Source organism: Pseudomonas sp. B6002 (assembly GCF_013385985.1).
Lineage (GTDB): Bacteria > Pseudomonadota > Gammaproteobacteria > Pseudomonadales > Pseudomonadaceae > Aquipseudomonas.
The window spans coordinates 37,029-62,195 of the sequence record NZ_JACAOY010000010.1; the positions used below are offsets into that span (position 1 = coordinate 37,029).

General features: G+C 60.5%; 19 protein-coding genes and 1 tRNA gene. 17 read left to right on the forward strand and 3 right to left on the reverse strand.

All coding sequences use genetic code 11. The features are described 5' to 3' along the window. Positions 1 to 59: 59 nt before the first annotated feature. The 7 genes from apaG to HX792_RS13740 all read left to right on the forward strand — a co-directional run bounded on the left by apaG (position 60) and on the right by HX792_RS13740 (position 8,074). Positions 60 to 440, forward strand: a complete 381-nt coding sequence (gene apaG, locus HX792_RS13710; RefSeq protein WP_176996610.1) for a Co2+/Mg2+ efflux protein ApaG — start codon at positions 60 to 62, stop codon at positions 438 to 440. Next, positions 440 to 1,288, forward strand: coding sequence for a symmetrical bis(5'-nucleosyl)-tetraphosphatase (locus HX792_RS13715; protein ID WP_176996611.1), 849 nt, complete (start codon positions 440 to 442; stop codon positions 1,286 to 1,288). Before apaG ends, HX792_RS13715 begins: the two co-directional genes overlap by 1 nt. Positions 1,289 to 1,296: 8 nt before the next feature. Continuing rightward, a complete protein-coding gene (gene glpE, locus HX792_RS13720) occupies positions 1,297 to 1,626 on the forward strand; it encodes a thiosulfate sulfurtransferase GlpE (protein WP_176996612.1) in 330 nt (109 codons plus the stop codon). Between the two features lie 285 nt (positions 1,627 to 1,911). Then, positions 1,912 to 3,834 carry a PrkA family serine protein kinase gene (locus tag HX792_RS13725; RefSeq protein WP_176996613.1) on the forward strand — a complete coding sequence of 641 codons (1,923 nt, stop codon included), beginning with the start codon at positions 1,912 to 1,914 and terminating at the stop codon, positions 3,832 to 3,834. A gap of 113 nt (positions 3,835 to 3,947) precedes the next feature. Beyond that, a complete protein-coding gene (locus HX792_RS13730; protein ID WP_176996614.1) occupies positions 3,948 to 5,219 on the forward strand; it encodes a YeaH/YhbH family protein in 1,272 nt (423 codons plus the stop codon). Then, the gene (locus tag HX792_RS13735; protein WP_176996615.1) at positions 5,216 to 6,781 is read left to right on the forward strand and encodes a SpoVR family protein; all 1,566 of its coding nucleotides are present in this window, start codon (positions 5,216 to 5,218) and stop codon (positions 6,779 to 6,781) included. The genes HX792_RS13730 and HX792_RS13735 overlap by 4 nt, the downstream gene beginning before the upstream one ends. 63 nt (positions 6,782 to 6,844) lie before the next feature. Continuing rightward, entirely contained in the window at positions 6,845 to 8,074 is a 1,230-nt protein-coding gene (locus tag HX792_RS13740) for a multifunctional CCA addition/repair protein (protein ID WP_176996616.1), read from the forward strand. Positions 8,075 to 8,131: 57 nt separating this feature from the next. On the opposite strand, the gene folK is transcribed toward HX792_RS13740, so the two are convergent. After that, positions 8,132 to 8,671, reverse strand: coding sequence for a 2-amino-4-hydroxy-6-hydroxymethyldihydropteridine diphosphokinase (folK, locus tag HX792_RS13745; protein ID WP_176996617.1), 540 nt, complete (start codon positions 8,669 to 8,671; stop codon positions 8,132 to 8,134). After that, positions 8,662 to 9,015, reverse strand: coding sequence for a dihydroneopterin aldolase (gene folB / locus HX792_RS13750; protein WP_176996618.1), 354 nt, complete (start codon positions 9,013 to 9,015; stop codon positions 8,662 to 8,664). Before folB ends, folK begins: the two co-directional genes overlap by 10 nt. Positions 9,016 to 9,089: 74 nt before the next feature. Between folB and plsY the strand changes: the two genes are divergently transcribed. After that, positions 9,090 to 9,659, forward strand: a complete 570-nt coding sequence (gene plsY / locus HX792_RS13755) for a glycerol-3-phosphate 1-O-acyltransferase PlsY (protein ID WP_176996619.1) — start codon at positions 9,090 to 9,092, stop codon at positions 9,657 to 9,659. Positions 9,660 to 9,692: 33 nt separating this feature from the next. Here plsY and tsaD read toward each other — a convergent pair whose 3' ends face one another. Further along, a complete protein-coding gene (gene tsaD / locus HX792_RS13760) occupies positions 9,693 to 10,718 on the reverse strand; it encodes a tRNA (adenosine(37)-N6)-threonylcarbamoyltransferase complex transferase subunit TsaD (RefSeq protein WP_105698159.1) in 1,026 nt (341 codons plus the stop codon). A 202-nt stretch (positions 10,719 to 10,920) separates the two neighbouring features. On the opposite strand from tsaD, the gene rpsU reads away from it, so the two are divergent. From rpsU to pqqF, 9 genes are all read left to right on the forward strand, one after another. After that, entirely contained in the window at positions 10,921 to 11,136 is a 216-nt protein-coding gene (rpsU, locus tag HX792_RS13765; protein WP_002551877.1) for a 30S ribosomal protein S21, read from the forward strand. A gap of 444 nt (positions 11,137 to 11,580) precedes the next feature. Further along, positions 11,581 to 13,554, forward strand: coding sequence for a DNA primase (gene dnaG / locus HX792_RS13770; protein WP_176996896.1), 1,974 nt, complete (start codon positions 11,581 to 11,583; stop codon positions 13,552 to 13,554). Positions 13,555 to 13,621: 67 nt separating this feature from the next. Continuing rightward, entirely contained in the window at positions 13,622 to 15,472 is a 1,851-nt protein-coding gene (gene rpoD, locus HX792_RS13775; protein WP_176996620.1) for an RNA polymerase sigma factor RpoD, read from the forward strand. Positions 15,473 to 15,593: 121 nt separating this feature from the next. Next, positions 15,594 to 19,337, forward strand: a complete 3,744-nt coding sequence (locus HX792_RS13780) for a bifunctional diguanylate cyclase/phosphodiesterase (RefSeq protein ID WP_176996621.1) — start codon at positions 15,594 to 15,596, stop codon at positions 19,335 to 19,337. Positions 19,338 to 19,353: 16 nt separating this feature from the next. After that, positions 19,354 to 19,430 (forward strand) — tRNA-Ile (locus HX792_RS13785). 133 nt (positions 19,431 to 19,563) lie between these two features. Continuing rightward, positions 19,564 to 20,010 carry an Lrp/AsnC family transcriptional regulator gene (locus HX792_RS13790; RefSeq protein WP_176996622.1) on the forward strand — a complete coding sequence of 149 codons (447 nt, stop codon included), beginning with the start codon at positions 19,564 to 19,566 and terminating at the stop codon, positions 20,008 to 20,010. A gap of 146 nt (positions 20,011 to 20,156) precedes the next feature. Next, positions 20,157 to 21,848: an NAD(P)/FAD-dependent oxidoreductase gene (locus HX792_RS13795; protein WP_176996623.1), complete on the forward strand. Its 1,692-nt coding sequence runs from the start codon at positions 20,157 to 20,159 to the stop codon at positions 21,846 to 21,848. A 10-nt stretch (positions 21,849 to 21,858) separates the two neighbouring features. Then, positions 21,859 to 22,653, forward strand: a complete 795-nt coding sequence (locus HX792_RS13800; RefSeq protein ID WP_176996624.1) for a carbon-nitrogen hydrolase family protein — start codon at positions 21,859 to 21,861, stop codon at positions 22,651 to 22,653. Between the two features lie 48 nt (positions 22,654 to 22,701). Next, complete coding sequence (gene pqqF, locus HX792_RS13805) at positions 22,702 to 25,053, forward strand: pyrroloquinoline quinone biosynthesis protein PqqF (RefSeq protein ID WP_176996897.1); 2,352 nt, start codon at positions 22,702 to 22,704, stop codon at positions 25,051 to 25,053. Positions 25,054 to 25,167 lie beyond the last annotated feature (114 nt).

Here is a 25,167-nt window from a genome sequence, read left to right on the forward strand (position 1 = left end):
TGATGGCCTAGACTGACCCGCATCTGCTGTCCTCCGCTTTTGCTTTTAAGGCCTCTTGCATGTCCGATCCTCGCTACCAGATCGACGTCAGCGTCGTCACCCGCTTCCTGGCGGACCAATCGCAACCTGACCAGAACCGCTTTGCCTTTGCCTACACCATCACGGTGAAGAACAACGGCCTGGTGCCTGCCAAGCTGCTGTCTCGTCACTGGGTCATCACCGACGGTGATGGCCAGGTCGAGGAAGTGCGCGGTGCCGGCGTGGTCGGCCAGCAACCCTTGATCGACATCGGCGCCAGCCATACCTACAGCAGCGGCACGGTCATGACCTCCAAGGTCGGCACCATGCAAGGCTCGTATCAGATGAAGGCCACCGACGGCCAACTGTTCGATGCTGTCATTGCGCCCTTCCGCCTCGCCGTGCCCGGAGCCCTGCACTGATGGCGACGTACGCGGTCGGCGACCTGCAAGGCTGCCTGGAACCGCTCAAGTGCCTGCTGGAGCGTGTTGCCTTCGACCCGGCCAAGGACCGCCTGTGGCTGGTCGGCGACCTGGTCAACCGCGGCCCGCAATCCCTGGAAACCCTGCGCTACCTCTATAACCTGCGCGACGCCCTGGTGTGCGTGCTGGGCAACCACGACTTGCACTTGCTGGCAGCGGCCAAGAACATCGAGCGTCTGAAAAAGGGCGATACCCTGCGGGAAATCCTCGAAGCGCCAGACCGCGCCGAGTTGCTCGACTGGGTTCGTCGACAAAAGCTCATGCATTACGACGAGGCCCGCAACACGGCGTTGGTCCATGCCGGCATCCCGCCGCAGTGGACGCTGAAAAAGGCGCTCAAGTGCGCGGCTGAAGTCGAAAGTGCCCTGGCCGATGACAACCTCTACGCCGCTTACCTCGACGGCATGTACGGCAACGAGCCAGTGAAGTGGGACAATGACCTGAGTGGCGTAACCCGCCTGCGCGTCATCACCAACTACTTCACGCGCATGCGCTTCTGCACCGCCGAAGGCAAGCTGGACCTCAAGAGCAAGGAAGGCGCCGACACAGCGCTGCCAGGCTACAAGCCATGGTTTGCTCATAAAGAGCGCAAGACCCGCGACACCAAGATCATTTTCGGTCACTGGGCGGCCCTGGAAGGCCAGTGCGAAGAGCCCGGCGTATTTGCCCTCGACACCGGCTGCGTGTGGGGCGGCGCCATGACCCTGATGAACATCGACACCGGCGAGCGCCTGAGCTGCCAGTGCGAATCTCCCCTTTCCGTTACCCTGCCGGCCGCCAAGCCCTAGGAGCCCCCGTGAGCGAATTCAAACGTATCCCCCCCGAACAAGCCCAGGCCCTGCGCGAAAAAGGCGCCGTGGTGGTCGACATCCGCGACCAGCCGACTTATGCCGCCGCCCATATCCGTGGCGCGCAGCATCTGGACAACCACAACATTGCCGATTTCATCCGTGCCGCCGACCTCGACGCACCAGTGATCGTGGCCTGCTATCACGGCAATTCCAGCCAGAGCGCAGCGGCTTATCTGATCAGCCAGGGCTTCTCCGACGTCTACAGCCTGGACGGCGGCTTTGAGCTGTGGCGTACGACGTATCCTGCGGAAATTGCCTCCGGCGATTCGCAATAATTTTTTTCACACCCCGCTACCCCGCGTGACGCTTGGCCTCGCGCCGTTTCTGACGAACGGCGCAGCCAAACTAATTACGCATCGCGCCTTGACCTCCCTGATTCCGAACTATCCTTAAGCGCAGGCCATCCGAATCAGGGGAGAGCCGGTACACCGGCGTGCGGGTCATCGGTAGCGTTTCAGGGTGTTCTGGGGGGAAAACGGCCATTGGCGATCGTCAATGACTGCCAGCATCGACTGATTGATCCGGCGTCGGCTCCACGTATCGAGCGAGGTGACGACGTCATGAGTATCTTTAGCCACTTCCAAAACCGCTTTGAGTCCACACAACAGGAAGAACTCACGCTTCAAGAGTATCTCGACCTGTGCAAAAAGGACCGCAGCACCTACGCGTCTGCCGCCGAGCGCCTGCTGTTGGCGATTGGCGAGCCGGAGCTGGTAGACACCTCGAACAATTCGCGCCTGTCGCGAATATTCTCCAACAAGGTGATCCGGCGTTACCCGGCCTTTGAAGACTTCCATGGCATGGAAGAATGCATCGACCAGATCGTCTCCTACTTCCGCCATGCTGCCCAAGGCCTGGAAGAGAAGAAACAGATCCTCTACCTGCTCGGCCCCGTCGGCGGCGGCAAGTCGTCCCTGGCCGAAAAACTCAAACAACTGATCGAGAAAGTGCCCTTCTACGCCATCAAGGGTTCTCCGGTTTTCGAATCGCCTTTGGGGTTGTTCAACGCCACGGAAGATGGCGCGATCCTCGAAGAAGACTTCGGCATCCCGCGTCGCTACCTCAACACCATCATGTCGCCCTGGGCCACCAAGCGCCTGGCCGAGTTCGGCGGCGATATCAGCCAGTTCCGCGTGGTCAAGCTCTACCCGTCGATCCTCAACCAGATCGGTGTGGCCAAGACCGAACCGGGTGACGAGAACAACCAGGACATCTCGGCACTGGTGGGCAAGGTCGATATCCGCAAACTCGAGGAATTCCCGCAGAACGACGCCGACGCCTACAGCTACTCGGGCGCACTGTGCCGGGCCAACCAGGGCCTGATGGAGTTCGTGGAGATGTTCAAGGCACCGATCAAGGTGCTGCACCCACTGCTCACCGCCACCCAGGAAGGCAACTACAACAGTACCGAAGGCCTGGGCGCGATTCCGTTCACCGGGATCCTGCTGGCCCACTCCAACGAATCGGAATGGCACACCTTCCGCAACAACAAGAACAACGAAGCCTTCATCGACCGGATCTACATCGTCAAGGTGCCGTACTGCCTGCGGGTCAGCGATGAAATCAAGATCTACGACAAGCTGCTGTTCAACAGCTCCCTGGCCAAGGCTCACTGCGCGCCCGACACCCTCAAGATGCTGGCCCAGTTCACCGTGCTGTCGCGCCTCAAGGAGCCGGAGAACTCGAACATCTACTCGAAGATGCGCGTGTACGACGGCGAAAACCTCAAGGACACCGACCCCAAGGCCAAATCGATCCAGGAATATCGCGACAGTGCGGGTGTGGATGAGGGGATGAACGGCCTGTCGACGCGTTTTGCATTCAAGATCCTGTCCAAGGTCTTCAACTTCGACCCGCACGAAATTGCCGCCAACCCGGTGCACTTGCTTTACGTACTGGAACAGCAGATCGAACAGGAGCAATTCCAGGCCGAAACCCGCGAACGCTACCTGCGCTTCCTCAAGGAATACCTGGCGCCGCGCTACATCGAATTCATCGGCAAGGAAATCCAGACGGCGTACCTGGAGTCCTACAGCGAGTACGGCCAAAACATCTTCGACCGCTACGTGCTGTACGCCGACTTCTGGATTCAGGACCAGGAATACCGCGACCCGGAAACCGGCGAAATCCTCAACCGCGTGGCCCTCAACGAGGAACTGGAGAAAATCGAGAAACCGGCCGGCATCAGCAATCCGAAGGATTTCCGCAACGAAATCGTCAACTTCGTACTGCGCGCACGGGCCAACAACAACGGCAAGAACCCCACCTGGCTCAGCTACGAGAAACTGCGGGTGGTCATCGAGAAGAAAATGTTCTCCAACACCGAGGATCTGCTGCCGGTCATCAGCTTCAACGCCAAGGCCAGCAAGGAGGATCAGCAAAAACACAACGACTTCGTCACACGAATGGTCGAGCGTGGCTACACCGACAAACAGGTACGGTTGCTCTCCGAGTGGTACCTGCGGGTGCGCAAATCGCAGTAAGGCAGCCACAGGCGTGCACTGCCGGGGCAATGGCCCGGCAGCTGACCGCTTGTCTCTAAGCTTCCAGCGCGTAGCGTGAAGCTTGTAACGTGAAGCTGCCCGGAGGGCTCCCCATGAGCTATGTGATCGACCGACGCCTCAATGGCAAGAACAAGAGCACGGTAAACCGTCAGCGTTTCCTGCGGCGTTACCGTGACCACATCAAAAAGGCCGTGGAAGAGGCGGTGAGCCGCCGTTCCATCACCGACATGGAACATGGCGAACAGATCAGCATTCCTGGCCGGGACATCGACGAACCGGTGCTGCACCACGGTCGGGGCGGCAAACAGACCGTCGTGCACCCAGGCAACAAGGAATTCACCACCGGCGAACATATCCAGCGGCCCCAGGGCGGAGGCGGCGGCAAAGGCCCGGGCAAGGCCGGTAACTCCGGCGAGGGCATGGATGAGTTCGTGTTCCAGATCACCCAGGAAGAATTCCTCGAATTCATGTTCGAAGACCTGGAACTGCCCAACCTGGTCAAACGCAACCTGACCGGCACCGACACGTTCAAGACCGTGCGCGCCGGGATCAGCAACGAAGGCAACCCGTCCCGCATCAATATCATCCGCACCCTGCGCTCGGCCCACGCACGTCGCATCGCCCTGTCCGGCAGCAGCCGCGCAAAGCTGAAGGAGGCCAAGGAAGAACTGGCGCGATTGAAGCGCGATGAGCCAGACAACTTCGGCGATATCCAGGAAATCGAAGCCGAAATAGAGAAACTCAGCGCGCGCATTCATCGCGTGCCGTTCCTCGACACCTTCGACCTGAAGTACAACCTGCTGGTCAAGCAACCCAACCCCAGTTCCAAGGCGGTGATGTTCTGCCTGATGGACGTGTCCGGCTCCATGACCCAGGCCACCAAGGACATTGCCAAGCGCTTCTTTATCCTGCTGTACCTGTTCCTCAAGCGGAACTACGACAAGATCGACGTGGTGTTCATCCGCCATCACACCAGCGCCCGGGAAGTGGACGAAGAGGAGTTTTTCTACTCGCGGGAAACCGGTGGCACCATCGTGTCCAGCGCACTGAAGCTGATGCAGGAGATCATGGCCGAGCGCTATCCCGCCAACGATTGGAACATCTACGCCGCCCAAGCCTCCGATGGCGACAATTGGAACGATGACTCGCCGATCTGCCGTGACATCCTGATCAACCAGATCATGCCGTTTGTGCAGTACTACACCTACGTCGAAATCACCCCTCGTGAGCACCAGGCCCTGTGGTTCGAATATGAGCGCATCGGCGAAGCCTTTGCCGACACGTTCGCCCAGCAGCAACTGGTCTCGGCCGGCGATATCTACCCGGTCTTCCGTGAACTCTTCCAGCGCAGGTTAGTGACATGACCGCCAAAAAAGAGCAAAAGCGCCAACCGATCTCGACCGGGTCCGAGTGGACCTTCGAGTTGATCCAGGCCTACGACCGGGAAATCAGCCGCATCGCGGCGGGTTATGCCCTGGACACCTACCCCAACCAGATCGAAGTGATCACCGCCGAACAGATGATGGATGCCTACGCTTCCGTCGGCATGCCCTTGGGCTATCACCACTGGTCCTACGGTAAACACTTCCTCAGCACAGAGAAGTCCTACAGCCGCGGCCAAATGGGCCTGGCCTACGAGATCGTGATCAATTCCGACCCGTGCATCGCCTACCTGATGGAAGAAAACACCATCTGCATGCAGGCGCTGGTGGTGGCCCATGCCTGCTACGGGCATAACAGCTTCTTCAAGGGCAACTACCTGTTCCGCACCTGGACCGATGCCAGCTCGATCATCGACTACCTCGTGTTCGCCAAGCAGTACATCATGCAATGCGAGGAGCGCCACGGTATTGACGCAGTGGAAGACCTGCTCGACTCCTGTCATGCCCTGATGAACTACGGCGTGGACCGCTACAAACGCCCTTACCCGATCTCTGCCGAGGAAGAACGCCTGCGCCAGAAGGAGCGCGAGGAACACCTGCAGAAACAGATCAACGACCTATGGCGCACCATTCCTAAAAAGACCGGGAAAAACAGCGACAAGGACAATGCACGCTTCCCCGCCGAGCCTCAGGAAAACATCCTGTATTTCCTGGAAAAACACGCGCCGCTGCTTGAACCTTGGCAACGAGAAATCGTGCGCATCGTGCGCAAGATCGCCCAGTATTTTTATCCACAGCGCCAGACTCAGGTGATGAACGAAGGCTGGGCGACGTTTTGGCACTACACGCTGATGAACGACCTGTACGACGAAGGCCTCGTGACCGACGGTTTCATGATGGAGTTCCTGACGTCCCACACCAGCGTGGTGTTCCAGCCGGGCTTCGACAGCCCTTACTACAGCGGCATCAACCCGTACGCACTGGGCTTTGCCATGTACCGGGATATCCGGCGCATGTGTGAACACCCCACCGAGGAAGACCGCCGCTGGTTCCCGGAAATCGCCGGCAGCGACTGGTTGTCGACCATCAAGTTCGCCATGAGCAGCTTCAAGGACGAGAGCTTTATCCTGCAGTACCTGTCACCCCAGGTGATTCGCGACCTCAAGCTGTTCAGCATTCTTGATGACGACCTCAAGGATGACTTGGTGGTGCCCGCGATCCACGACGAACCCGGCTACCGCACCATCCGTGAAACCCTGGCGGCGCAATACAACCTGGGTAACCGCGAGCCCAACGTGCAAATCTACAGCATCGACGTGCGCGGCGACCGCTCGCTGACCCTGCGTCACCAGCAGCACGACCGCAAACCCTTGGGCGAATCCACCGAGGAGGTACTCAAGCACCTGCATCGGCTATGGGGCTTTGATATCCACCTGGAAACCCTGCAGGGCGATCAAGTGATGAAAACCCATCACGTGCCACCCCGCACCGATCACAACGACAACGACTACGGCCGCCTGGACCTGGCCGTCGTTCACCTCTGAAACAGCAAAGCCTCCATTGGCCAGGCACAGGCGGTATCCTGTGCCGCTAATGGAGGCTTTTTCATGAAAATCTACAAAGTCGGTGGCGCCGTACGTGACCGCCTGCTGGGCATCAAGGTCACCGATATCGACCGCGTTGTTGTGGGCGCGACGGCCGAAGAGATGCTCGCCAAGGGCTACAAGCCGGTCGGCGCTGACTTCCCGGTGTTCCTGGACCCGAAGAACGGCGAGGAATACGCCCTCGCCCGTACCGAACGCAAGAGCGGCCGGGGTTACGGTGGCTTCATATTCCACGCCAGCCCGGAAGTGACGCTGGAAGAAGACTTGATTCGCCGCGACCTGACCATCAACGCAATGGCGGAAGATGATGACGGTAACTTGACCGACCCGTATCACGGCCAGAGCGATCTTGAAGCGCGCATCTTGCGTCACGTTTCCCCCGCGTTCGCCGAAGATCCGCTACGAGTGTTGCGCGTGGCCCGTTTTGCCGCGCGCTACGCCCACCTTGGTTTTACCGTCGCGCCGGATACCCTGGCGTTGATGCGTCAACTAAGCGAGTCCGGCGAACTTGAGTCGCTGACACCCGAGCGCAGCTGGAAGGAAATCTCCCGCGCCCTGCTGGAAGATCTGCCACAGGTGTTTATCCAGGTACTGCGTGACTGCGGCGCGCTAAAAATCCTGATGCCAGAAGTGGATGCGCTGTTTGGCGTGCCACAGCCCGAAGCCCATCATCCGGAAATAGACACCGGCGTGCATACGCTGAGCGTGCTGGAGCAAGCGGCTCTGCATAAACAACCACTGACCGTACGCTGGGCCTGCCTGCTGCATGACGTGGGCAAAGGCCTGACACCTGTGGATAAGTTGCCGCAGCATATTGCCCATGAACACACGGGGTTGAAGCTGATCAAGGCGGTCAACGAACGCTTCAAAGTACCAAGGGATTGCCAGGAACTGGCGCTGCTGGTGGGCCAATATCACACCCATGGCCATAGAGCCTTGGAGCTGAGGGCCTCGACGTTGCTGGAGTTGCTGCAGAGTTTTGACGTATACCGTCGGCCGCAGCGCTTTGAGGAGTTTGTGGTGGCGTGCGAGATGGATGCGCGGGGCCGCAAGGGGCTTGAGCAACGCAGTTATCCACAAGCGGATTATTTGCGTGGGGCGGCGCAGGCTGCCCGCGAAGTCGCCGTTGCGCCACTGCTGGAGAAAGGTTTCAAAGGCCCGGAATTGGGCGAGGCGCTGAAGCGCGAAAGGCTCAAGGCACTAAAAATCTACAAGGAACACCACGCCCTGTAGGAGTCCGGCTTGCCGGCGATAGCGTCCGCAGGATTGCCATCGCCGGCAAGCCGGCTCCTACAAGGGTGCGTTTGGCGCAGAGATCAGGGGGATCGGGGTCAGTTGTTGGCCCTGCCATTCGAACGCGACTGGCGCCAGCACCTGGTTGATTTGCGCATCCCGCCACAGTTCGGCCAGGGTTTTGCCCGCTTCCGGGTGGACGCGTTCCGGCGCCATCAACGACAACGGCCACAGCACAAAGGCGTTTTTCAGGATTTCGGCACGGGGCAGGATCAGGCCGTCGAAATTGCCCACCAAATCGCCGTACAGCAATACGTCGATATCCAGCGGCAAGCCTTTGCGATCCGGCGCATAGCGGCCGTTGTCGGCCTCGATGAATTTCAACCGGCGATCCAGCTCCATCAACGGCAGGTCGGTGTAGGCCGACACCACCAAGTTGAAGAACGGCCCGCTTTTGATGCCCACCGGCTGGCTTTCAAACACCGCCGAACAGCGTACATCCGTCAAGAAGCTCGCCAACGCATCAAGGCCGGCGCAAAGGTGAGACTCACGCTCGATGTTGCTGCCAAGGCCAAGGTAAACCTGAGTTAGCGACATCCGCGCTCGATCTCCACGCCCACGCCTCTGGCAGCCGGAACGGCCCCCGGCTTGGTCAACTTGAGGTGCAGCCAGGGAATCTGGAATTCACTCATCAGCACTTCGGCCAGGCGTTCGGCGAAGGTTTCTACCAATTGGAACTGGGATTGCTCGGCAAAGGCCTGGATACGCGCGGACACGCTGGCGTAATCCAGGGCCAGGGTCAGGTCGTCACCGGCAGCGGCCGGGCGGTTGTCCCAGGCGAAACTCAGGTCCAGGCGCAGGCATTGCTTGATGCCGCGCTCCCAGTCGTAGGCCCCGATCACGGTGTCGACTTCCAGGCCTTCGATAAACACTCTGTCCAAGCACTCTTCTCCGCAGCACGACAAGGGCGCGATGCCCCGTTAGAATCAGGGCGTCCTCGCCCGGAATAGTTAGCATGTTTTGGTCACTGGCGATTCTCGCCTACCTGCTCGGCTCGCTGTCCTTCGCCATTTTGCTCAGCCGCCTGACGGGAAATCCCGACCCGCGAATGAGTGGCTCAGGCAATGCCGGCGCCACCAATATGTTGCGCCTGGCCGGCAAGAAGCTCGCGGTGCTGACTCTGCTCGGCGACCTGTGCAAGGGCTTGTTGCCCGTGCTGATCGCCCACCTCGCCGGCCTTACCCTGCAACAGCAAGCCTGGATTGGCGTGTGCGCCGTCCTGGGCCATCTGTTTCCGCTGTACTTCCGCTTTCGCGGCGGCAAAGGTGTTGCGACGGCGGCCGGCATGTTGCTGGGGATCTACCCACCTGCCGCGTTGCTGGCCGTGCTCGCCTGGCTGCTGACGTTCTACCTGACCCGCACCAGCTCACTTGCCGCGTTGATCGCAACGCCCCTGACCCTGCCGCTACTGGCCTGGCAGGAACCTGCAGCGCTGTTGCCGATGAGCGTGCTGACACTGCTGATCGTCTGGCGCCACCGGGGCAATTTACGCGACCTGTTTGCCGGGCGCGAACGGCATTTTTAAATACCGTCGATGAACCCGGCTCAGGCTGCCCCCTTACAACGGTGAAAGCTGCTCCATTGGCCAACGTGCCTGCACGCTGATCGCCAGGCTTTCATGCTGCCCGGCCTGCAGGCGCTGGCAACCGGCGTAGGCGATCATCGCGCCGTTATCGGTGCAGAACTCGGGGCGCGCGTAGAACACATCGCCCTTCATGTCGCCGAGCATTTTTTCCAGCGAAGCACGCAGGGCCTTGTTGGCACTGACGCCGCCCGCAATCACCAGGCGCTTCATGCCCGCCTGCTTAAGAGCGCGCTTGCACTTGATGGTCAAAGTCTCCACCACGGCCTGCTGGAACGCCAGCGCGATGTCGCAACGGGCTTGCTCGCTGTCGTCCCCGGCGCTGACGCTCTGCTGCCAGGTGTTCAATGCAGAGGTTTTCAAACCGCTGAAGCTGAACATCAGGCCCGGGCGATCGCACATCGGACGCGGGAAGGTATAGCGGCCGGCAACGCCTTTTTCGGCGAGTCGGGCGATTTCCGGGCCACCGGGATAATTGAGGCCCATCATCTTCGCGGTTTTGTCGAAGGCTTCGCCGGCTGCGTCATCCAGGGATTCACCCAAGAGGGTGTATTGGCCGATGCCATCCACCTGAACGAGCTGCGTATGGCCGCCGGAAACCAACAAAGCGACGAACGGGAACTCAGGCGGTGTTTTTTCCAGCATGGGCGCCAGTAAATGGCCTTCCATGTGGTGCACGCCGAGGGCCGGAATGCCCCAGGCAAACGCCAGGGCCTGGGCGCAAGAGGCCCCAACCAGCAGGGCTCCGACCAATCCGGGGCCTGCGGTGTAGGCAATCGCGTCGATCTCGGTCGGCACGCAGCCGGCTTCATCCAGCACCTGGCGAATCAACGGCAGCATGCGCTTGACGTGATCACGGCTGGCCAGCTCCGGCACCACACCGCCGTAAGCGCGGTGGAGGTCGATCTGACTGAACAGTGCGTCGGCCAAGAGCCCGCGTTCACTGTCGTAAAGTGCGACACCGGTTTCGTCGCAGGAGGTTTCAAGTCCCAGTACTAGCATGGGTTTGCGCCTTGTAGAGGCTGAATTCGAAGGCGCGCATAATAGTCGCCACTCCCCCTCCCGACTAGCGGTTTTCGATCAGAGGCTTTGCATTCCGGGCAATGAGGGGTTAACATCCGCAACCCTTAAAAACCGACGACCTCAGCCGCGAATTTTTTGCGACGAGAACGTTGATCCCGGTAATGAAAGAAGGTAGCTCTGGATGCCAGCCGTCAAAGTTAAAGAGAACGAACCCTTCGACGTAGCTCTGCGTCGTTTCAAGCGCTCCTGCGAAAAAGCCGGTGTACTGGCTGAAGTTCGTAGCCGCGAATTTTACGAGAAGCCAACTTCTGAGCGTAAGCGTAAAGCAGCAGCCGCTGTTAAGCGCCACGCCAAGAAAGTTCAGCGCGAACAGCGCCGCGCCGTTCGTCTGTACTAATACACAGACGTTCGTAGCAAGCTTCTGCCAAGCCCGGCCCTCAGCCGGGCTAATGGCATTTGCGGATATCGCTTGATGCTTCACTGTTGACGCCGCACATGCGACCGAGACAACTGCTTCACACGTCAGGACTGGCTCTTTTGCCAGCGGTGCACGTCTCTTCTGACGAGCCTATCAAGGCTACTGACGAGCACACTTATTCTTCAAACAGACGATCAACTGTATCGACTGTGCCCGACGATGAGCTTCCGAGGCCGCATTGGCCAAGACCGGACGCCGGGGCAACATTTCCATGCCAAAAACCTGATTGAAACTAACGTCAGTGAATGAACGGCAGATACACTTCCTGAATGCCCAAGCAGACAACTGATGATCGAGCCACGCAATACGCGCGCTTGAGCATTTGATGGGCCCTCATTGACACGCAGTGATGACGAGAACGCCATGGCCGGGCTGATTCCCCAGAGCTTTATTGACGACCTTCTGAACCGCACCGACATCGTCGATGTTGTCAGCTCGCGCGTGCAACTGAAAAAAGCCGGCAAGAACTACACCGCCTGCTGCCCGTTCCATAAAGAAAAGACCCCATCGTTCAGCGTCAGCCCCGACAAGCAGTTCTATTACTGCTTCGGCTGCGGCGCAGGCGGCAACGCCTTGGGCTTTCTCATGGACCACGACAACCTGGACTTCCCCCAGGCGATCGAGGACCTGGCAAAAGCCGCCGGCATGGAAGTCCCTCGCGAAGAAAGCGGGCGCTCGCACAAACCGCGCCAGCCAACCGATTCGCCGCTGTACCCGCTGCTGACCGCCGCCGCCGACTTTTACCGTCAGGCGCTTAAAAGCCACCCGCAGCGCAAGGCCGCCGTCGACTACCTGAAAGGGCGCGGCCTTACCGGTGAAATCGCCCGCGACTTTGGCCTGGGGTTTGCCCCGCCCGGCTGGGACAACCTGTACAAGCACTTGAGCAGTGACACCCTCCAGCAAAAAGCCATGATCGATGCCGGCCTGCTGGTGGAAAACGCCGAGACCGGCAAACGCTATGACCGCTTCCGCGACCGCGTGATGTTCCCGATCCGCGACAGCCGGGGCCGCATCATCGCCTTTGGTGGCCGGGTACTGGGGGACGACAAACCCAAGTACCTGAACTCCCCGGAAACGCCGGTGTTCCACAAAGGCCAGGAACTCTACGGCCTGTTCGAAGCGCGCAAGAACAATCGCAACCTCGACGAGATCATCGTGGTTGAAGGCTATATGGACGTGATCGCGCTCGCCCAACAGGGCTTGCGCAATGCCGTCGCCACGCTGGGTACCGCGACCAGCGAAGAACACATGAAACGCCTGTTTCGCGTGGTGCCCAGCGTGCTGTTCTGCTTCGACGGCGACCAGGCCGGCCGCAACGCTGCCTGGCGCGCCCTTGAGGCAACACTGTCGAGCCTGCAGGACGGGCGCCGCGCGCGCTTCCTGTTCCTGCCCGAAGGCGAAGACCCGGATACCCTGGTGCGCTCTGAAGGCACCGACGCGTTCCGTGCTCGTATCAATCAGCATGCACAACCGCTTGCAGACTATTTCTTCCAGCAACTGACCGAAGAAGCCGACCCGCGCTCCCTCGAAGGCAAGGCCCACATGGCCACCCTCGCGGCACCGCTGATCGACAAAGTCCCCGGCGCCAACCTGAAATCGCTGATGCGCATGCGCCTGCAGGAAATCACCGGGTTGAGCGGCGAAGCGGTCAGCCAGCTGGTGCACAGCGCACCACACGACGCACCGCCACCGGCCTACGACCCCGGCATGGATTACGACGCCATGCCGGACTATTCGGACTTCCACCAACCGCAGGAGGCCTATGCGCCCCAGCAGGAATGGACACCGAAGAAGCCCAGCGCCGGCGGCAAGAAATGGGACAAGAAACCCTGGAGCAAGAACGGCAAGCGTGGCGACCGCGATGAGGCTTACGCACCGCGTACGCCCGTTGCCGTAGAAGCGCCTACACTGATCGCGCTGCGCACGCTCATCCATCACCCGCAACTGGCGGGCAAGGTTGAGAGCGCCGACCATTTCGCCAACGCGAGCAACACTTACGCCCAGGTACTGATCGCCTTGATCGAGGCGGTACAGAAAAATCCTAAGCTAAACTCAATCCAGTTGATGGCGCGCTGGCACGGCACCGAACAAGGCCGGCTGTTGAAAGCACTCGCGGAAAAGGAATGGCTAATTGACGGCGAAAACCTTGAACAACAGTTTTTAGACACCATTACTAGGTTATCCGCGGGTCAGCACACGCAGACCCTCGATGAACTCATCAAGAGAGCAAGGCAGCCGGGATTATCGGCTGAAGAGCAAATTCAGATAGCAAAACAGATGCGCGACCTCTTAAAACAGAATGTTTCCGCATCAAACCCGACCTCAGCTGGCGTGTGAGGTCATAGCTCGGGTATAATCCTCGGCTTGTTTTTTGCCCGCCAAGACCTTCAGTGGATAGGGTGTTATGTCCGGAAAAGCGCAACAGCAGTCTCGTATCAAAGAGTTGATCGTTCTCGGTCGTGAGCAGGGCTACCTGACTTACGCGGAGGTCAACGACCACCTGCCTGAGGATATTTCAGATCCAGAGCAGGTGGAAGACATCATCCGCATGATTAACGACATGGGGATCAACGTATTCGAAGCTGCGCCAGATAAGGATTCCCTTATGCTGGCTGACGCCGATACCGACGAAGCCGCCGCTGAAGAAGCTGCCGCCGCGTTGGCTGCGGTGGAGACCGATATCGGCCGTACGACTGACCCTGTGCGCATGTACATGCGTGAAATGGGTACGGTCGAGCTGCTGACTCGCGAAGGCGAAATCGAAATCGCCAAGCGTATCGAAGAGGGCATCCGTGAAGTGATGGGCGCAATCGCGCACTTCCCTGGCACGGTTGACCACATTCTCTCCGAGTACAACCGCGTGACCACCGAAGGTGGCCGCCTGTCCGACGTCCTGAGCGGTTACATCGACCCGGACGACGGCATTGCCCCGCCTGCCGCCGAAGTACCGCCGCCTGTCGATGCGAAAGCCGCGAAAGCTGACGACGATTCCGATGACGACGATGCTGAAGCCAGCAGCGACGATGAAGAAGAAGTTGAAAGCGGTCCGGACCCGATCATCGCGGCCCAGCGTTTTGGTGCGGTTTCCGATCAGATGGAAATCACCCGCAAGGCGTTGAAGAAGCACGGTCGCACCAACAAGCAGGCCATCGCCGAGCTGTTGGCGCTGGCTGAGCTGTTCATGCCGATCAAGCTGGTACCGAAGCAATTCGAAGGCCTGGTTGAGCGCGTTCGCAGCGCCCTTGAGCGTCTGCGTGCACAAGAGCGTGCGATCATGCAGCTCTGCGTCCGTGATGCGCGCATGCCGCGTGCCGACTTCCTGCGCCAGTTCCCGGGCAACGAAGTTGACGAAAGCTGGTCCGACGCGCTGGCCAAGGGCAAGGCGAAATACGCTGAAGCCATCGGCCGCCTGCAACCGGACATCATCCGTTGCCAGCAGAAGCTGACCGCGCTTGAGACCGAAACCGGTCTGACGATCGCCGAGATCAAGGACATCAACCGTCGCATGTCGATCGGTGAGGCCAAGGCCCGCCGCGCGAAGAAAGAGATGGTTGAAGCAAACTTGCGTCTGGTGATCTCCATCGCCAAGAAGTACACCAACCGTGGCCTGCAATTCCTCGACCTGATCCAGGAAGGCAACATCGGCTTGATGAAGGCTGTGGACAAGTTCGAATACCGTCGTGGCTACAAGTTCTCGACCTATGCCACCTGGTGGATCCGTCAGGCGATCACTCGCTCGATCGCCGACCAGGCCCGCACCATCCGTATTCCGGTGCACATGATCGAGACGATCAACAAGCTCAACCGTATTTCCCGGCAGATGTTGCAGGAAATGGGTCGCGAACCGACCCCGGAAGAGCTGGGCGAACGCATGGAAATGCCTGAGGATAAAATCCGCAAGGTATTGAAGATCGCTAAAGAGCCGATCTCCATGGAAACCCCGATCGGTGATGACGAAGACTCCCATCTGGGTGACTTCATCGAAGACTCGACCATGCAGTCGCCAATCGATGTTGCTACTGTTGAGAGCCTCAAAGAAGCGACTCGCGACGTACTGTCCGGCCTCACTGCCCGTGAAGCCAAGGTACTGCGCATGCGTTTCGGCATCGACATGAATACCGACCACACCCTTGAGGAAGTCGGTAAGCAGTTTGACGTGACCCGCGAGCGGATCCGTCAGATCGAAGCCAAGGCGCTGCGCAAGTTGCGCCACCCGACGCGAAGCGAGCATCTGCGCTCCTTCCTCGACGAGTGATACCAGAACCCCCGGCCCAGGCCGGGGGTTTTGTTTTGTATCGATAAAACCTTGCGCAACACCCCTCCCCCGCAATGCCCGTCTACACTCGAAACATTCCCCGTGCCATAACGAGACCGTTATGCCCAGATTGCCGACTGTGTTACTGCTGTCGCTGCTGACCTGGACCGCAACGGCTGGCGCGTTGACTCTTACTGATGATGAGCGTGGCTGGTTGGCGGACCATCAGGAGCTGCGCCTGGGCGTGGACGCGTCCTGGCCACCGTTCGAATACAAGGACGAAAATGGCCGCTACCAGGGCCTGGCGGCTGACTATGTGCGCTTGATACAGGACCGCCTGGGCGTACGAATCAAGCTGATCGAACCGGCAAACTGGACTGCCGTGCTGGAGCAGGCCAAAAGCAACCAGCTGGACCTGCTGCCCGGCATCATGTCTACCCCGGAGCGCCAGAGCTACCTGGCTTTTACGCGCCCGTACCTGGACTTCCCCATCGTCATCCTCGCCCATGAAGGCGGCGCGAAACCGCGCAGCCTCAAAGACCTGTACGGGCTCAAGATCGCCGTGGTGGAGAATTATGCCCCCCACGAATTGCTGCGCACCCACCACCCCGACCTCAACCTGGTGGCCATGCCCAACGTCAGCTCCACCCTGCAAGCCCTGGCCACGGACGAAGTGGACGCGGTGGTGGGCGACCTGGCTTCCAGCGTCTGGAGCCTGCGCCAGCTGAAGCTCGACGGCCTGTACGTCAGCGGGGAGACGCCCTACCGCTATCAATTGGCGATGGGCGTGCCCCGAGATGAAAAAATACTGGTGGGCATTCTGGACAAGGTGCTCGCCGACCTCAGCTCGGATGAAACCGATGCCATCCAGCAACACTGGGTAGGCAGCTTCACGGACCACCGCACCTTCTGGGCCGACCTACTGACATACGGCCTGCCAGCCGTGTTGTTGCTGAGCACCGTGTTGGCCATCGTGATTCGGATCAATCGTCGGCTCAGCTCGGAGATTTCCCGCCGCGTGGCCCTTGAGCAAGAACTGCGCAGCAGCGAATACCACTATCGCGGCTTGGTGGAGAGCCTGTCCGCCATCGCCTGGGAAGCCAGCATCACTGATTTCACCTACAGCTACGTTTCCCCCCACGCCGAGGAACTGCTGGGCTACCCGCGGGCGCACTGGCTGATCCCGGGCTTCTGGCGCAATATCATCCACCCCGCCGACCTGACGCGTGCCGAAGCCTACTGCTACCGCGAAACCCGCGCCAACCGCGACCACAGCCTGGATTATCGCGTCATAACCGCTGACGGCCGCTGCCTGTGGGTGCGGGACATTGTCAGCCTGATCGAGCACGGGCATGAGCCGGTACTGCGCGGCTTGATGATCGACATCAGCGAAGCCAAGCGCACCGAAGAAGCGCTGCAGCTGTCCGAGCAGAAATTCGCCTCGGTGTTCCAGCAATGCCCGGACATCCTGGTGATCGCACGGCTGTCGGATGGCTGCCTGCTGGAGGTCAACAAGGCCTTTGAAGACCAGATCGGCCTGAGCGCCGCCGATGTTGTCGGCAAAACTGCCACCGAGCTGAATATCTGGGGTATCCAGGGTGTCGGCCCCGACCTGCTGCAACGGGTGCAGACCACCAGCATCCGCAACCTGGAAATGCCCTTTTTACGCAGCAACGGCCAGGCCTTCATCGGGCTGATCTCGGCCGAACCGTTCCAACTCGACACCACCGAAGCCCTGGTGGTGGTGGTGCGCGACATCACCCAACTCAAGGAAACCCAGCAACAACTGCAAACCTCCGAAGAGAAATTTGCCAAGGCGTTCCATGCCTCACCCGATGGCTTGCTGCTCAGCCGTCAGCGCGATGGGCTGCTGATTGAAGTGAACGAAGGTTTCAGCCGACTGACCGGGTTCACCAGCGCCACATCCCTGGACCAGTCCACGCTGGACCTGGGCATCTGGGTCGACCTCAACGAACGCAAGCACATGCTGGAGCTGATGCAACGCGATGGTTTCGTGCGCGACTTCATCTGCCATATCCGGCGCGCCGACGGCCTGATTCGCCTGTGCGAGCTGTCCAGTCGCCCGCTGCCCATTGGCGATGAAGATTGCATGCTCACCATCGCCCGCGACATCACCGACCGCCAGCTGATGCAGGAAAAACTCCAGCAAGCCGCCACCGTGTTCGAGAGCACGGCCGAAGGCGTGTTGATCACCGACACCCGCCAGAACATCAGCGCCGTGAACCGCGCATTCACCGAAATCACCGGCTACAGCGAAGCCGAGGCCCTCGGCCACACCCCACGCCTGCTCGCTTCCGGCCTGCATGACAGCGCGTTCTACGCCGCGATGTGGCACCAGCTGACGGCACAGGGGCATTGGCAGGGCGAGATCTCCAACCGTCGCAAGAATGGCGAGCTGTACCCCAGCTGGCTGACGATCAGTGCCGTGCGCAACCGTGACCAGTTGATCACGCACTTTGTGGCGGTATTCGCCGATATTTCCAGCCTCAAACTGGCTCAGGCCCGCCTTGACTATCAGGCCCACCATGACCCGCTGACCGGCCTGCCCAACCGCACGTTGTTCGAAAGCCGGTTGCAGGCCGCCCTCAATGGTCATCAGGAAACCGGCAAACAGGGCGCCGTGCTGTTCCTGGACCTGGACCGCTTCAAACACATCAACGACAGCCTCGGCCACCCCATCGGCGACCTGTTGCTCAAGGACATCGCCGTGCGCCTCAAGGAGCAACTGCGCGATATCGACACAGTGGCCCGCCTGGGCGGCGACGAATTCATCATCCTGCTGCCCGGCCTGCAACACGCCAGCGATGCCGAACACCTGGCCAATAAGCTGCTGGCGTGCTTCACCCCACCGTTCCAGGCTGGCGAGCACGAGTTCTTTATCAGCGCCAGTATTGGCACCAGCCTTTATCCCCAGGACGGCACCGACGTCGCCACCCTGGTCAAGAACGCCGATGCGGCGATGTACCGCTCCAAGGCCAAGGGGCGCAACCGGGTCGAAAGCTACACTCGCGACCTCACCGCCCAGGCCAATGAGCGCGTGGCACTGGAGCATGAACTGCGCCGCGCAATCGAGCGCGAGGAGCTGAGCCTCTACTACCAGCCCAAACAGAGCCTGCTGACCGAGGAATTGATCGGCGCCGAAGCCCTGATCCGCTGGCATCACCCGACCTTTGGCGAAGTGCCACCCGAACATTTCATTGCCCTGGCCGAAGAGAACGGCATGATCCTGCAGATTGGCGACTGGGTACTGGAGCAAGCCTGTCGACAAATGTCCGCCTGGAGAGAGGCCTTCGATGATTTCGGCCCGCTGTCGGTCAACCTCGCTGGCGCACAACTGCGCCACCCCGGCCTGCTGGCACGCATCGAGCAATTACTGCGTGACTACCGCCTCGCCCCCGGCAACCTGCAGCTGGAAATCACCGAAAACTTCATCATGAGCCAGGCCGAGGAGGCGCTGGAGGTGCTGCACCAGCTCAAGCGCCTGGGCGTGCAGCTGGCAATCGATGATTTTGGCACCGGCTATTCATCCCTCAGTTACCTCAAGCGCCTGCCGCTGGACTTCCTGAAGATCGACCAATCCTTCGTGCGCGGCCTGCCCGACGACCCCCATGACGCCGCCATCGTGCGCGCCATCATTGCCCTGGGTCACAGCATGCAATTCACCATCATCGCCGAAGGCGTGGAGAACCCCGCGCAACAAGCCTTCCTGGCCGCCGAAGGCTGCGAACAGATGCAAGGCTACATCGTCAGCCTGCCCCTGCCCCCCGAACTTTTCGCCGCTACCTTTCTTCGTATGAACCTTGAGGATTTTTCGGATAGCACAGCGGAGAAACCATCGCTATAATCCGCGACCTGTTACAGGGCCTATAGCTCAGTTGGTCAGAGCAGAGGACTCATAATCCTTTGGTCCACGGTTCAAGTCCGTGTGGGCCCACCAACTCCAAAGCCGCGCATTGCGCGGCTTTCGCGTTTCTGGCGCAATAGTTTCTCAGCCCACCCAGGCGAACAAAACGACGAAAGTGTCCAAAAAACGTCCACACTCTCAGCGCTAAATCACTGGAGCCCTCCCCTTGCCCGTCCTCGATGAAATCGACCGCCAACTGATCGCCGCGCTGCAGATCAACGCCCGCGAAAGCGTCGCCATGCTTGCCCGGCAGCTAGGTATCGCACGCACAACGGTGACGTCGCGCCTGGCGCGGCTGGAAAAGACCCAGGTGATCACCGGATACGGCGTGCGCCTTGGCCAACGGGTGGTCGACGGCGGTTTGCAGGCGTATGTGGGCATTACGGTGCAGGCGCGTTCGGGCAAGGACGTGCTGCGCAAGCTCAGTGCCATGGCCCAGGTCCAGCAACTGTGCGCGGTGAGTGGCGAGTTCGATTATGTGGCGTGGCTGCGCACCGACTCGCCCGAACAGCTCGATCAACTGCTGGATCAGATCGGCAGTGTCGACGGCGTGGAGAAAACCACCACGTCGATCATCCTCAGTAACAAATTGGATCGCGGACAGCCAATCTGACCGCCACCTTCGTCACTCTGACTAAAAACAATTCATTACGACGACACTTTGCGTCTTATTAACGAGCGCAACGCTCCCTAAACTGGCTGCCATCTTTTCCTATACTCAGCGGGACGTGCCCCGCCGAGTTGCCAGCCAGGTTTGCCATGAACGAACTCAACAAGAACAATCGCCACCCTGCAGACGGTAAAAAGCCCATCACCATCTTCGGCCCGGATTTCCCGTTTGCCTTTGATGACTGGATCGAGCACCCGGCCGGGCTCGGCAGCATCCCCTCCGCCAACCACGGTGCCGAAGTGGCGATCGTCGGCGCGGGCATCGCAGGCCTGGTGGCCGCTTACGAGCTGATGAAGCTGGGCCTCAAGCCGGTGGTGTACGAGGCCTCGAAGATGGGCGGCCGCTTGCGCTCCCAGGCCTTCGAAGGCGCCGAAGGCATCATCGCCGAGCTGGGCGGTATGCGTTTCCCAGTGTCGTCCACCGCGTTCTACCACTATGTGAATAAGCTGGGTCTGGAGACCAAGCCCTTCCCCAACCCGCTGACACCCGCCTCTGGCAGCACAGTAATCGACCTCGAAGGCCAGACCCACTACGCGCAAAAACTCTCCGACCTGCCCGTGCTGTTCCAGGAAGTGGCCGACGCATGGGCCGATGCCTTGGAAGCGGGTTCGCAGTTCGGCGATATCCAGCAGGCCATCCGTGACCGCGACGTACCGCGTCTAAAAGAACTGTGGAACAAGCTGGTGCCGCTGTGGGACGACCGCACCTTTTACGACTTTGTCGCCACCTCCAAGGCGTTCGCCAAGCTCTCGTTTGCGCACCGCGAAGTGTTTGGCCAGGTGGGTTTCGGCACCGGTGGCTGGGACTCGGATTTCCCCAACTCCATGCTGGAAATCTTCCGCGTGGTGATGACCAACTGCGACGACCACCAGCACCTCGTCGTCGGCGGCGTCGCGCAGGTGCCCATGGGCATCTGGCGCCATGTGCCAGAGCGCTGCGCCCACTGGCCGGCCGGCACCAGCCTGAGTTCGCTGCACCGCGGTGCGCCGCGCGCCGGGGTGAAACGCATTGCCCACGCGCCGGATGGCCGGTTTGCGGTGACCGACAACTACGGCGACACCCGCGAATACGCCGCCGTGCTGACCACCTGCCAAAGCTGGCTGCTGACCACCCAGATCGAATGCGATGAAACCCTGTTCTCGCAAAAAATGTGGATGGCCCTGGACCGTACGCGCTACATGCAATCATCGAAGACCTTCGTGATGGTCGACCGTCCGTTCTGGAAAGACAAAGACCCGGAAACCGGCCGCGACCTGATGAGCATGACCCTCACCGATCGCCTCACCCGTGGCACTTACCTGTTCGACAACGGCGACGACAAGCCGGGGGTCATCTGCCTGTCGTATTCGTGGATGAGCGACGCGCTGAAAATGCTGCCGCAACCCATCGACAAACGCGTGAAGCTGGCCCTGGATGCGTTGAAAAAGATCTACCCGAAGGTCGACATCAAGGCGCGCATCATCGGCGACCCGATCACCGTGTCCTGGGAGGCTGACCCGCACTTCCTCGGCGCCTTCAAAGGCGCCCTGCCAGGCCACTATCGCTACAACCAGCGCATGTATGCGCACTTCATGCAGAAGGACATGCCCGACGAACAGCGTGGGATCTTTATCGCCGGTGATGACGTCTCCTGGACGCCCGCGTGGGTGGAAGGCGCGGTGCAGACCTCGCTGAACGCCGTGTGGGGCATCATGAATCACTTCGGCGGCAGCACTCACCCCGAGAACCCGGGGCCAGGGGATGTGTTCGACGAAATCGGGCCAATCGCCCTGGCCGACTGAGGAACTGAACATGCGTGTTGCCTTGTACCAATGCCCGCCACTGCCGCTGGACGTCGCTGGCAACCTCACGCGCCTGCACCAACTGGCGCATGAGGCCTCTGGCGCCGATGTACTGGTGCTGCCGGAGATGTTTCTCAGCGGCTACAACATCGGCGCAGAAGCGGTGGGCGCCCTGGCCGAGGCGCAGGATGGGCCGTCGGCGCAGGCCATTGCCGAGCTGGCCAAAAGCGCCGGGCTGGCAATTCTCTACGGTTACCCGGAGCGGGCCGAAGACGGGCAGATCTACAACGCCGTGCAACTGATCGACGCCCAGGGCCAGCGCCTGTGCAACTACCGCAAGACGCACCTGTTCGGCGACCTGGACCACTCGATGTTCAGTGCAGGCGACGATGACTTCCCGCTGGTCGAACTCAACGGCTGGAAGCTCGGTTTCCTGATCTGCTACGACCTGGAGTTCCCGGAAAACACCCGGCGCCTGGCCCTGGCTGGCGCCGAGCTGATCCTGGTGCCCACCGCCAACATGGTGCCCTTCGACTTTGTCGCCGATGTCACCGTGCGGGCGCGGGCGTTTGAAAACCAATGTTATGTGGCCTACGCCAACTATTGTGGGCACGAAGGTGAGATCCAGTACTGCGGGCAAAGCAGCATCGCCGCGCCGAACGGCCAACGCATCGCCCAGGCGGGGCTGGATGAAGCCTTGATCGTCGGCACTCTAGAGCGCCAATCGATCCTCGATGCCCGCGCCGCCAACCACTACCTGCAAGACCGTCGCCCCGAACTCTACGGTGCGCTGCACAAACCCTGAACCAGCCGGTTTGTTAACATGGGCACTTCCAACGTTTCGGAAGTGCCCATGCCCGCGCCGGCCCACCCTCATTACCTTCACCTGACCCTGGCCAACGGCCTGCGGGTTTCCCTGCGTCATGCGCCACGTTTGAAGCGTTGCGCTGCTGTTCTCCAGGTAGCTGCGGGCAGCCATGACGTGCCCTTGGCGTGGCCGGGGCTGGCGCATTTTCTTGAGCATCTGTTGTTTCTGGGCACTGAGCGCTTTCCTGCGGGCGAAGGGCTGATGGCCTACGTGCAACGCCATGGAGGCCAGGTCAACGCCAGCACGCGTGAGCGCACCACGGACTTCTTCTTTGAGCTACCAGAACCAACGTTTGCCGGTGGCCTGGACCGGCTGGCGCACATGCTGGCCCACCCGCGCCTGGCAGTGGAAGACCAGCTGCGCGAACGCGAGGTGTTGCACGCAGAATTTGTCGCCTGGCGCCAGGATGCCAAGGCACAGCAGCAAGTGGATTTGCTCGAAGGCTTGGCGGCGGACCATCCGCTGCGTGGGTTTCATGCGGGTAACCGCGACAGCCTGCCGGTTGAGCGTGAGGCTTTTCAGCAGGCGTTGCGGGAATTCCATACCCGCTTCTATCAGAGCGGGCAGATGACGCTGAGCCTGGCCGGCCCGCAACCACTGGACGCACTGCAAGCCTTGGCTCAACAGTTCAGCGACCAACTGACCACGGGGTCTCTATACCCGCAGGCCCAGCCGCCCGCCCTGATGCCTGGGCCGATGCGCAGCTATCAGCACATCACCTGCCAACATCTGCATCAAGTCATTACCGGTGATGCGCCCCGAGAGGCCCTCGATTTTCTCTGCACCTGGCTCAACGCTTCGGCGCCGGGCGGGCTGCTGGCCGAACTGAAAACACGCCAGCTGGCCACGGCAGTAAAGGCCAGCGTGCTGTATCACTTCGCGGGACAAGCCGTGTTGGATATCGACATTACGCTCAGCCCCGACGGCGCATCACCGACCCAGATCGAGGCATTGCTGCACGACTGGCTGAGCTTTTTCGCACACAGCGATTGGACGGCGCTGCAGGAGGAGTTCACCCTGCTGGCCGCTCGCCAACAACAGGTCCAGGGCGCCCTGGCATTGGCGCGAAACCATCAGGAAGCCCTGTCACAACAGAGCCTCACAGGCCTCAAGGCCTTGCTGGACTCGCTGCCGCTCAAGTTCGCCGAACACGCCTGGCAATTGCCACCTCCCAACCCCTTTCTGCGAGCGCCGGCGAAAGAAGAACGTGCGGGTCTGATCCGTGGCCAAACCAGCGCCCACCGTGGCTTACGCACCTTTGCACAGGATCGCTCCCGTGGTCGGCGTGAGGTGTCGGCGCTGGCATTCAACCAGGCGTTAGCGGACGACGGTGATGAAAGCGCGCTGTACGTGCAATGGCAGGGTGCTCCCGCTGGTATGGAAGGCACATTGCAGCCTCTGCGTGAGAACGCACGCCAGGCCGGCGTGGAATTGTCCTTCGAAACGCTAGGCAATGACTGGCTGGTGAAGATGGTCGGGCTGCACGAACCCATGCCGGCCGTCCTGGAGGCATTGGCGCAAAGCCTGAACCAGGCTCACGAGGTACCTCCAGCCACCACGCCCATGATTGCCATCCGCGAATTACTCAAGGCGCTGCCGGCTTGTTGCACCGTCCGCCCCCTGGACAGCGAGGCATCGTGGACCACTGCTCGCTGGCAGGCCCTGGGGCTGGGTTTTCCCGCCTCGGTTGAGGCGGCAATCAAAACGGCGGCGGCGCGCCTGCCCGGCCAGCCGGCCAACCTCGAGCACGTGCCTGTGGCGCTGGGCGGGCTTCATCTGTGGCATGAGGTGAAGACCGGCGGCAGCGAAGCCGCACTGTTGCTCTTTTGCCCATCCCCGAGCCAAACCCTGGCCGATGAGGCCGCATGGCGACTGCTCGGCCATCTGCTCCAAGGGCCGTTCTACCAGCGCCTGCGGGTCGAACTGCAAATCGGCTACGCCGTGTTCAGCGGCATCCGACAGATCAACGGCCAAACCGGCTTGCTGTTTGGCGTGCAATCCCCTGACGTGGCGCTGGAGGGCATCATCGATCACCTGCAAACCTTCCTCCAGCAGGTGCCGGCGGTGATCGACAGCACTCCAGATCTGGGTCATCAGGCGTTGGCACAGCAATTCTCACCACAGACGCTGCCGATTGCCCAAGCTGCCGAGCTTATCTGGCAGGCACGGTTGGCCGGCCATTCGTCGGGATACCTTGAGCAACTGCTACAACAGATCCAAACCTGCACGCGCGATGACCTGCAACACGCCGCACGCCAACTGAACGAGGCCACAGGCGGCTGGCGCTGTGTCGCCAACGGCCCGCGACCTGCAGAGACTTGGCAGGTAGCAGACTGATCATTGCCGTCTCTGCAACAGGCTTTTTCCGCCGAGACAGCGCTAACTCAGCAAGAATTGGGTAACATTCCTACGCAATATCTGAACATCTCCGACTGGAGGTGGACTATATGT

What these genes read in the sequence shown, in the direction of transcription:
- apaG (WP_176996610.1), top strand. Translation starts at nt 60, where the DNA reads ATGTCCGATCCTCGCTACCAGATCGACGTCAGCGTCGTCACCCGCTTC.
- HX792_RS13715 (WP_176996611.1), top strand. Translation starts at nt 440, where the DNA reads ATGGCGACGTACGCGGTCGGCGACCTGCAAGGCTGCCTGGAACCGCTC.
- HX792_RS13725 (WP_176996613.1), top strand. Translation starts at nt 1,912, where the DNA reads ATGAGTATCTTTAGCCACTTCCAAAACCGCTTTGAGTCCACACAACAG.
- HX792_RS13730 (WP_176996614.1), top strand. Translation starts at nt 3,948, where the DNA reads ATGAGCTATGTGATCGACCGACGCCTCAATGGCAAGAACAAGAGCACG.
- HX792_RS13735 (WP_176996615.1), top strand. Translation starts at nt 5,216, where the DNA reads ATGACCGCCAAAAAAGAGCAAAAGCGCCAACCGATCTCGACCGGGTCC.
- HX792_RS13740 (WP_176996616.1), top strand. Translation starts at nt 6,845, where the DNA reads ATGAAAATCTACAAAGTCGGTGGCGCCGTACGTGACCGCCTGCTGGGC.
- folK (WP_176996617.1), bottom strand. Translation starts at nt 8,671, where the DNA reads ATGTCGCTAACTCAGGTTTACCTTGGCCTTGGCAGCAACATCGAGCGT.
- plsY (WP_176996619.1), top strand. Translation starts at nt 9,090, where the DNA reads ATGTTTTGGTCACTGGCGATTCTCGCCTACCTGCTCGGCTCGCTGTCC.
- tsaD (WP_105698159.1), bottom strand. Translation starts at nt 10,718, where the DNA reads ATGCTAGTACTGGGACTTGAAACCTCCTGCGACGAAACCGGTGTCGCA.
- rpsU (WP_002551877.1), top strand. Translation starts at nt 10,921, where the DNA reads ATGCCAGCCGTCAAAGTTAAAGAGAACGAACCCTTCGACGTAGCTCTG.
- dnaG (WP_176996896.1), top strand. Translation starts at nt 11,581, where the DNA reads ATGGCCGGGCTGATTCCCCAGAGCTTTATTGACGACCTTCTGAACCGC.
- rpoD (WP_176996620.1), top strand. Translation starts at nt 13,622, where the DNA reads ATGTCCGGAAAAGCGCAACAGCAGTCTCGTATCAAAGAGTTGATCGTT.
- HX792_RS13780 (WP_176996621.1), top strand. Translation starts at nt 15,594, where the DNA reads ATGCCCAGATTGCCGACTGTGTTACTGCTGTCGCTGCTGACCTGGACC.
- HX792_RS13795 (WP_176996623.1), top strand. Translation starts at nt 20,157, where the DNA reads ATGAACGAACTCAACAAGAACAATCGCCACCCTGCAGACGGTAAAAAG.
- HX792_RS13800 (WP_176996624.1), top strand. Translation starts at nt 21,859, where the DNA reads ATGCGTGTTGCCTTGTACCAATGCCCGCCACTGCCGCTGGACGTCGCT.
- pqqF (WP_176996897.1), top strand. Translation starts at nt 22,702, where the DNA reads ATGCCCGCGCCGGCCCACCCTCATTACCTTCACCTGACCCTGGCCAAC.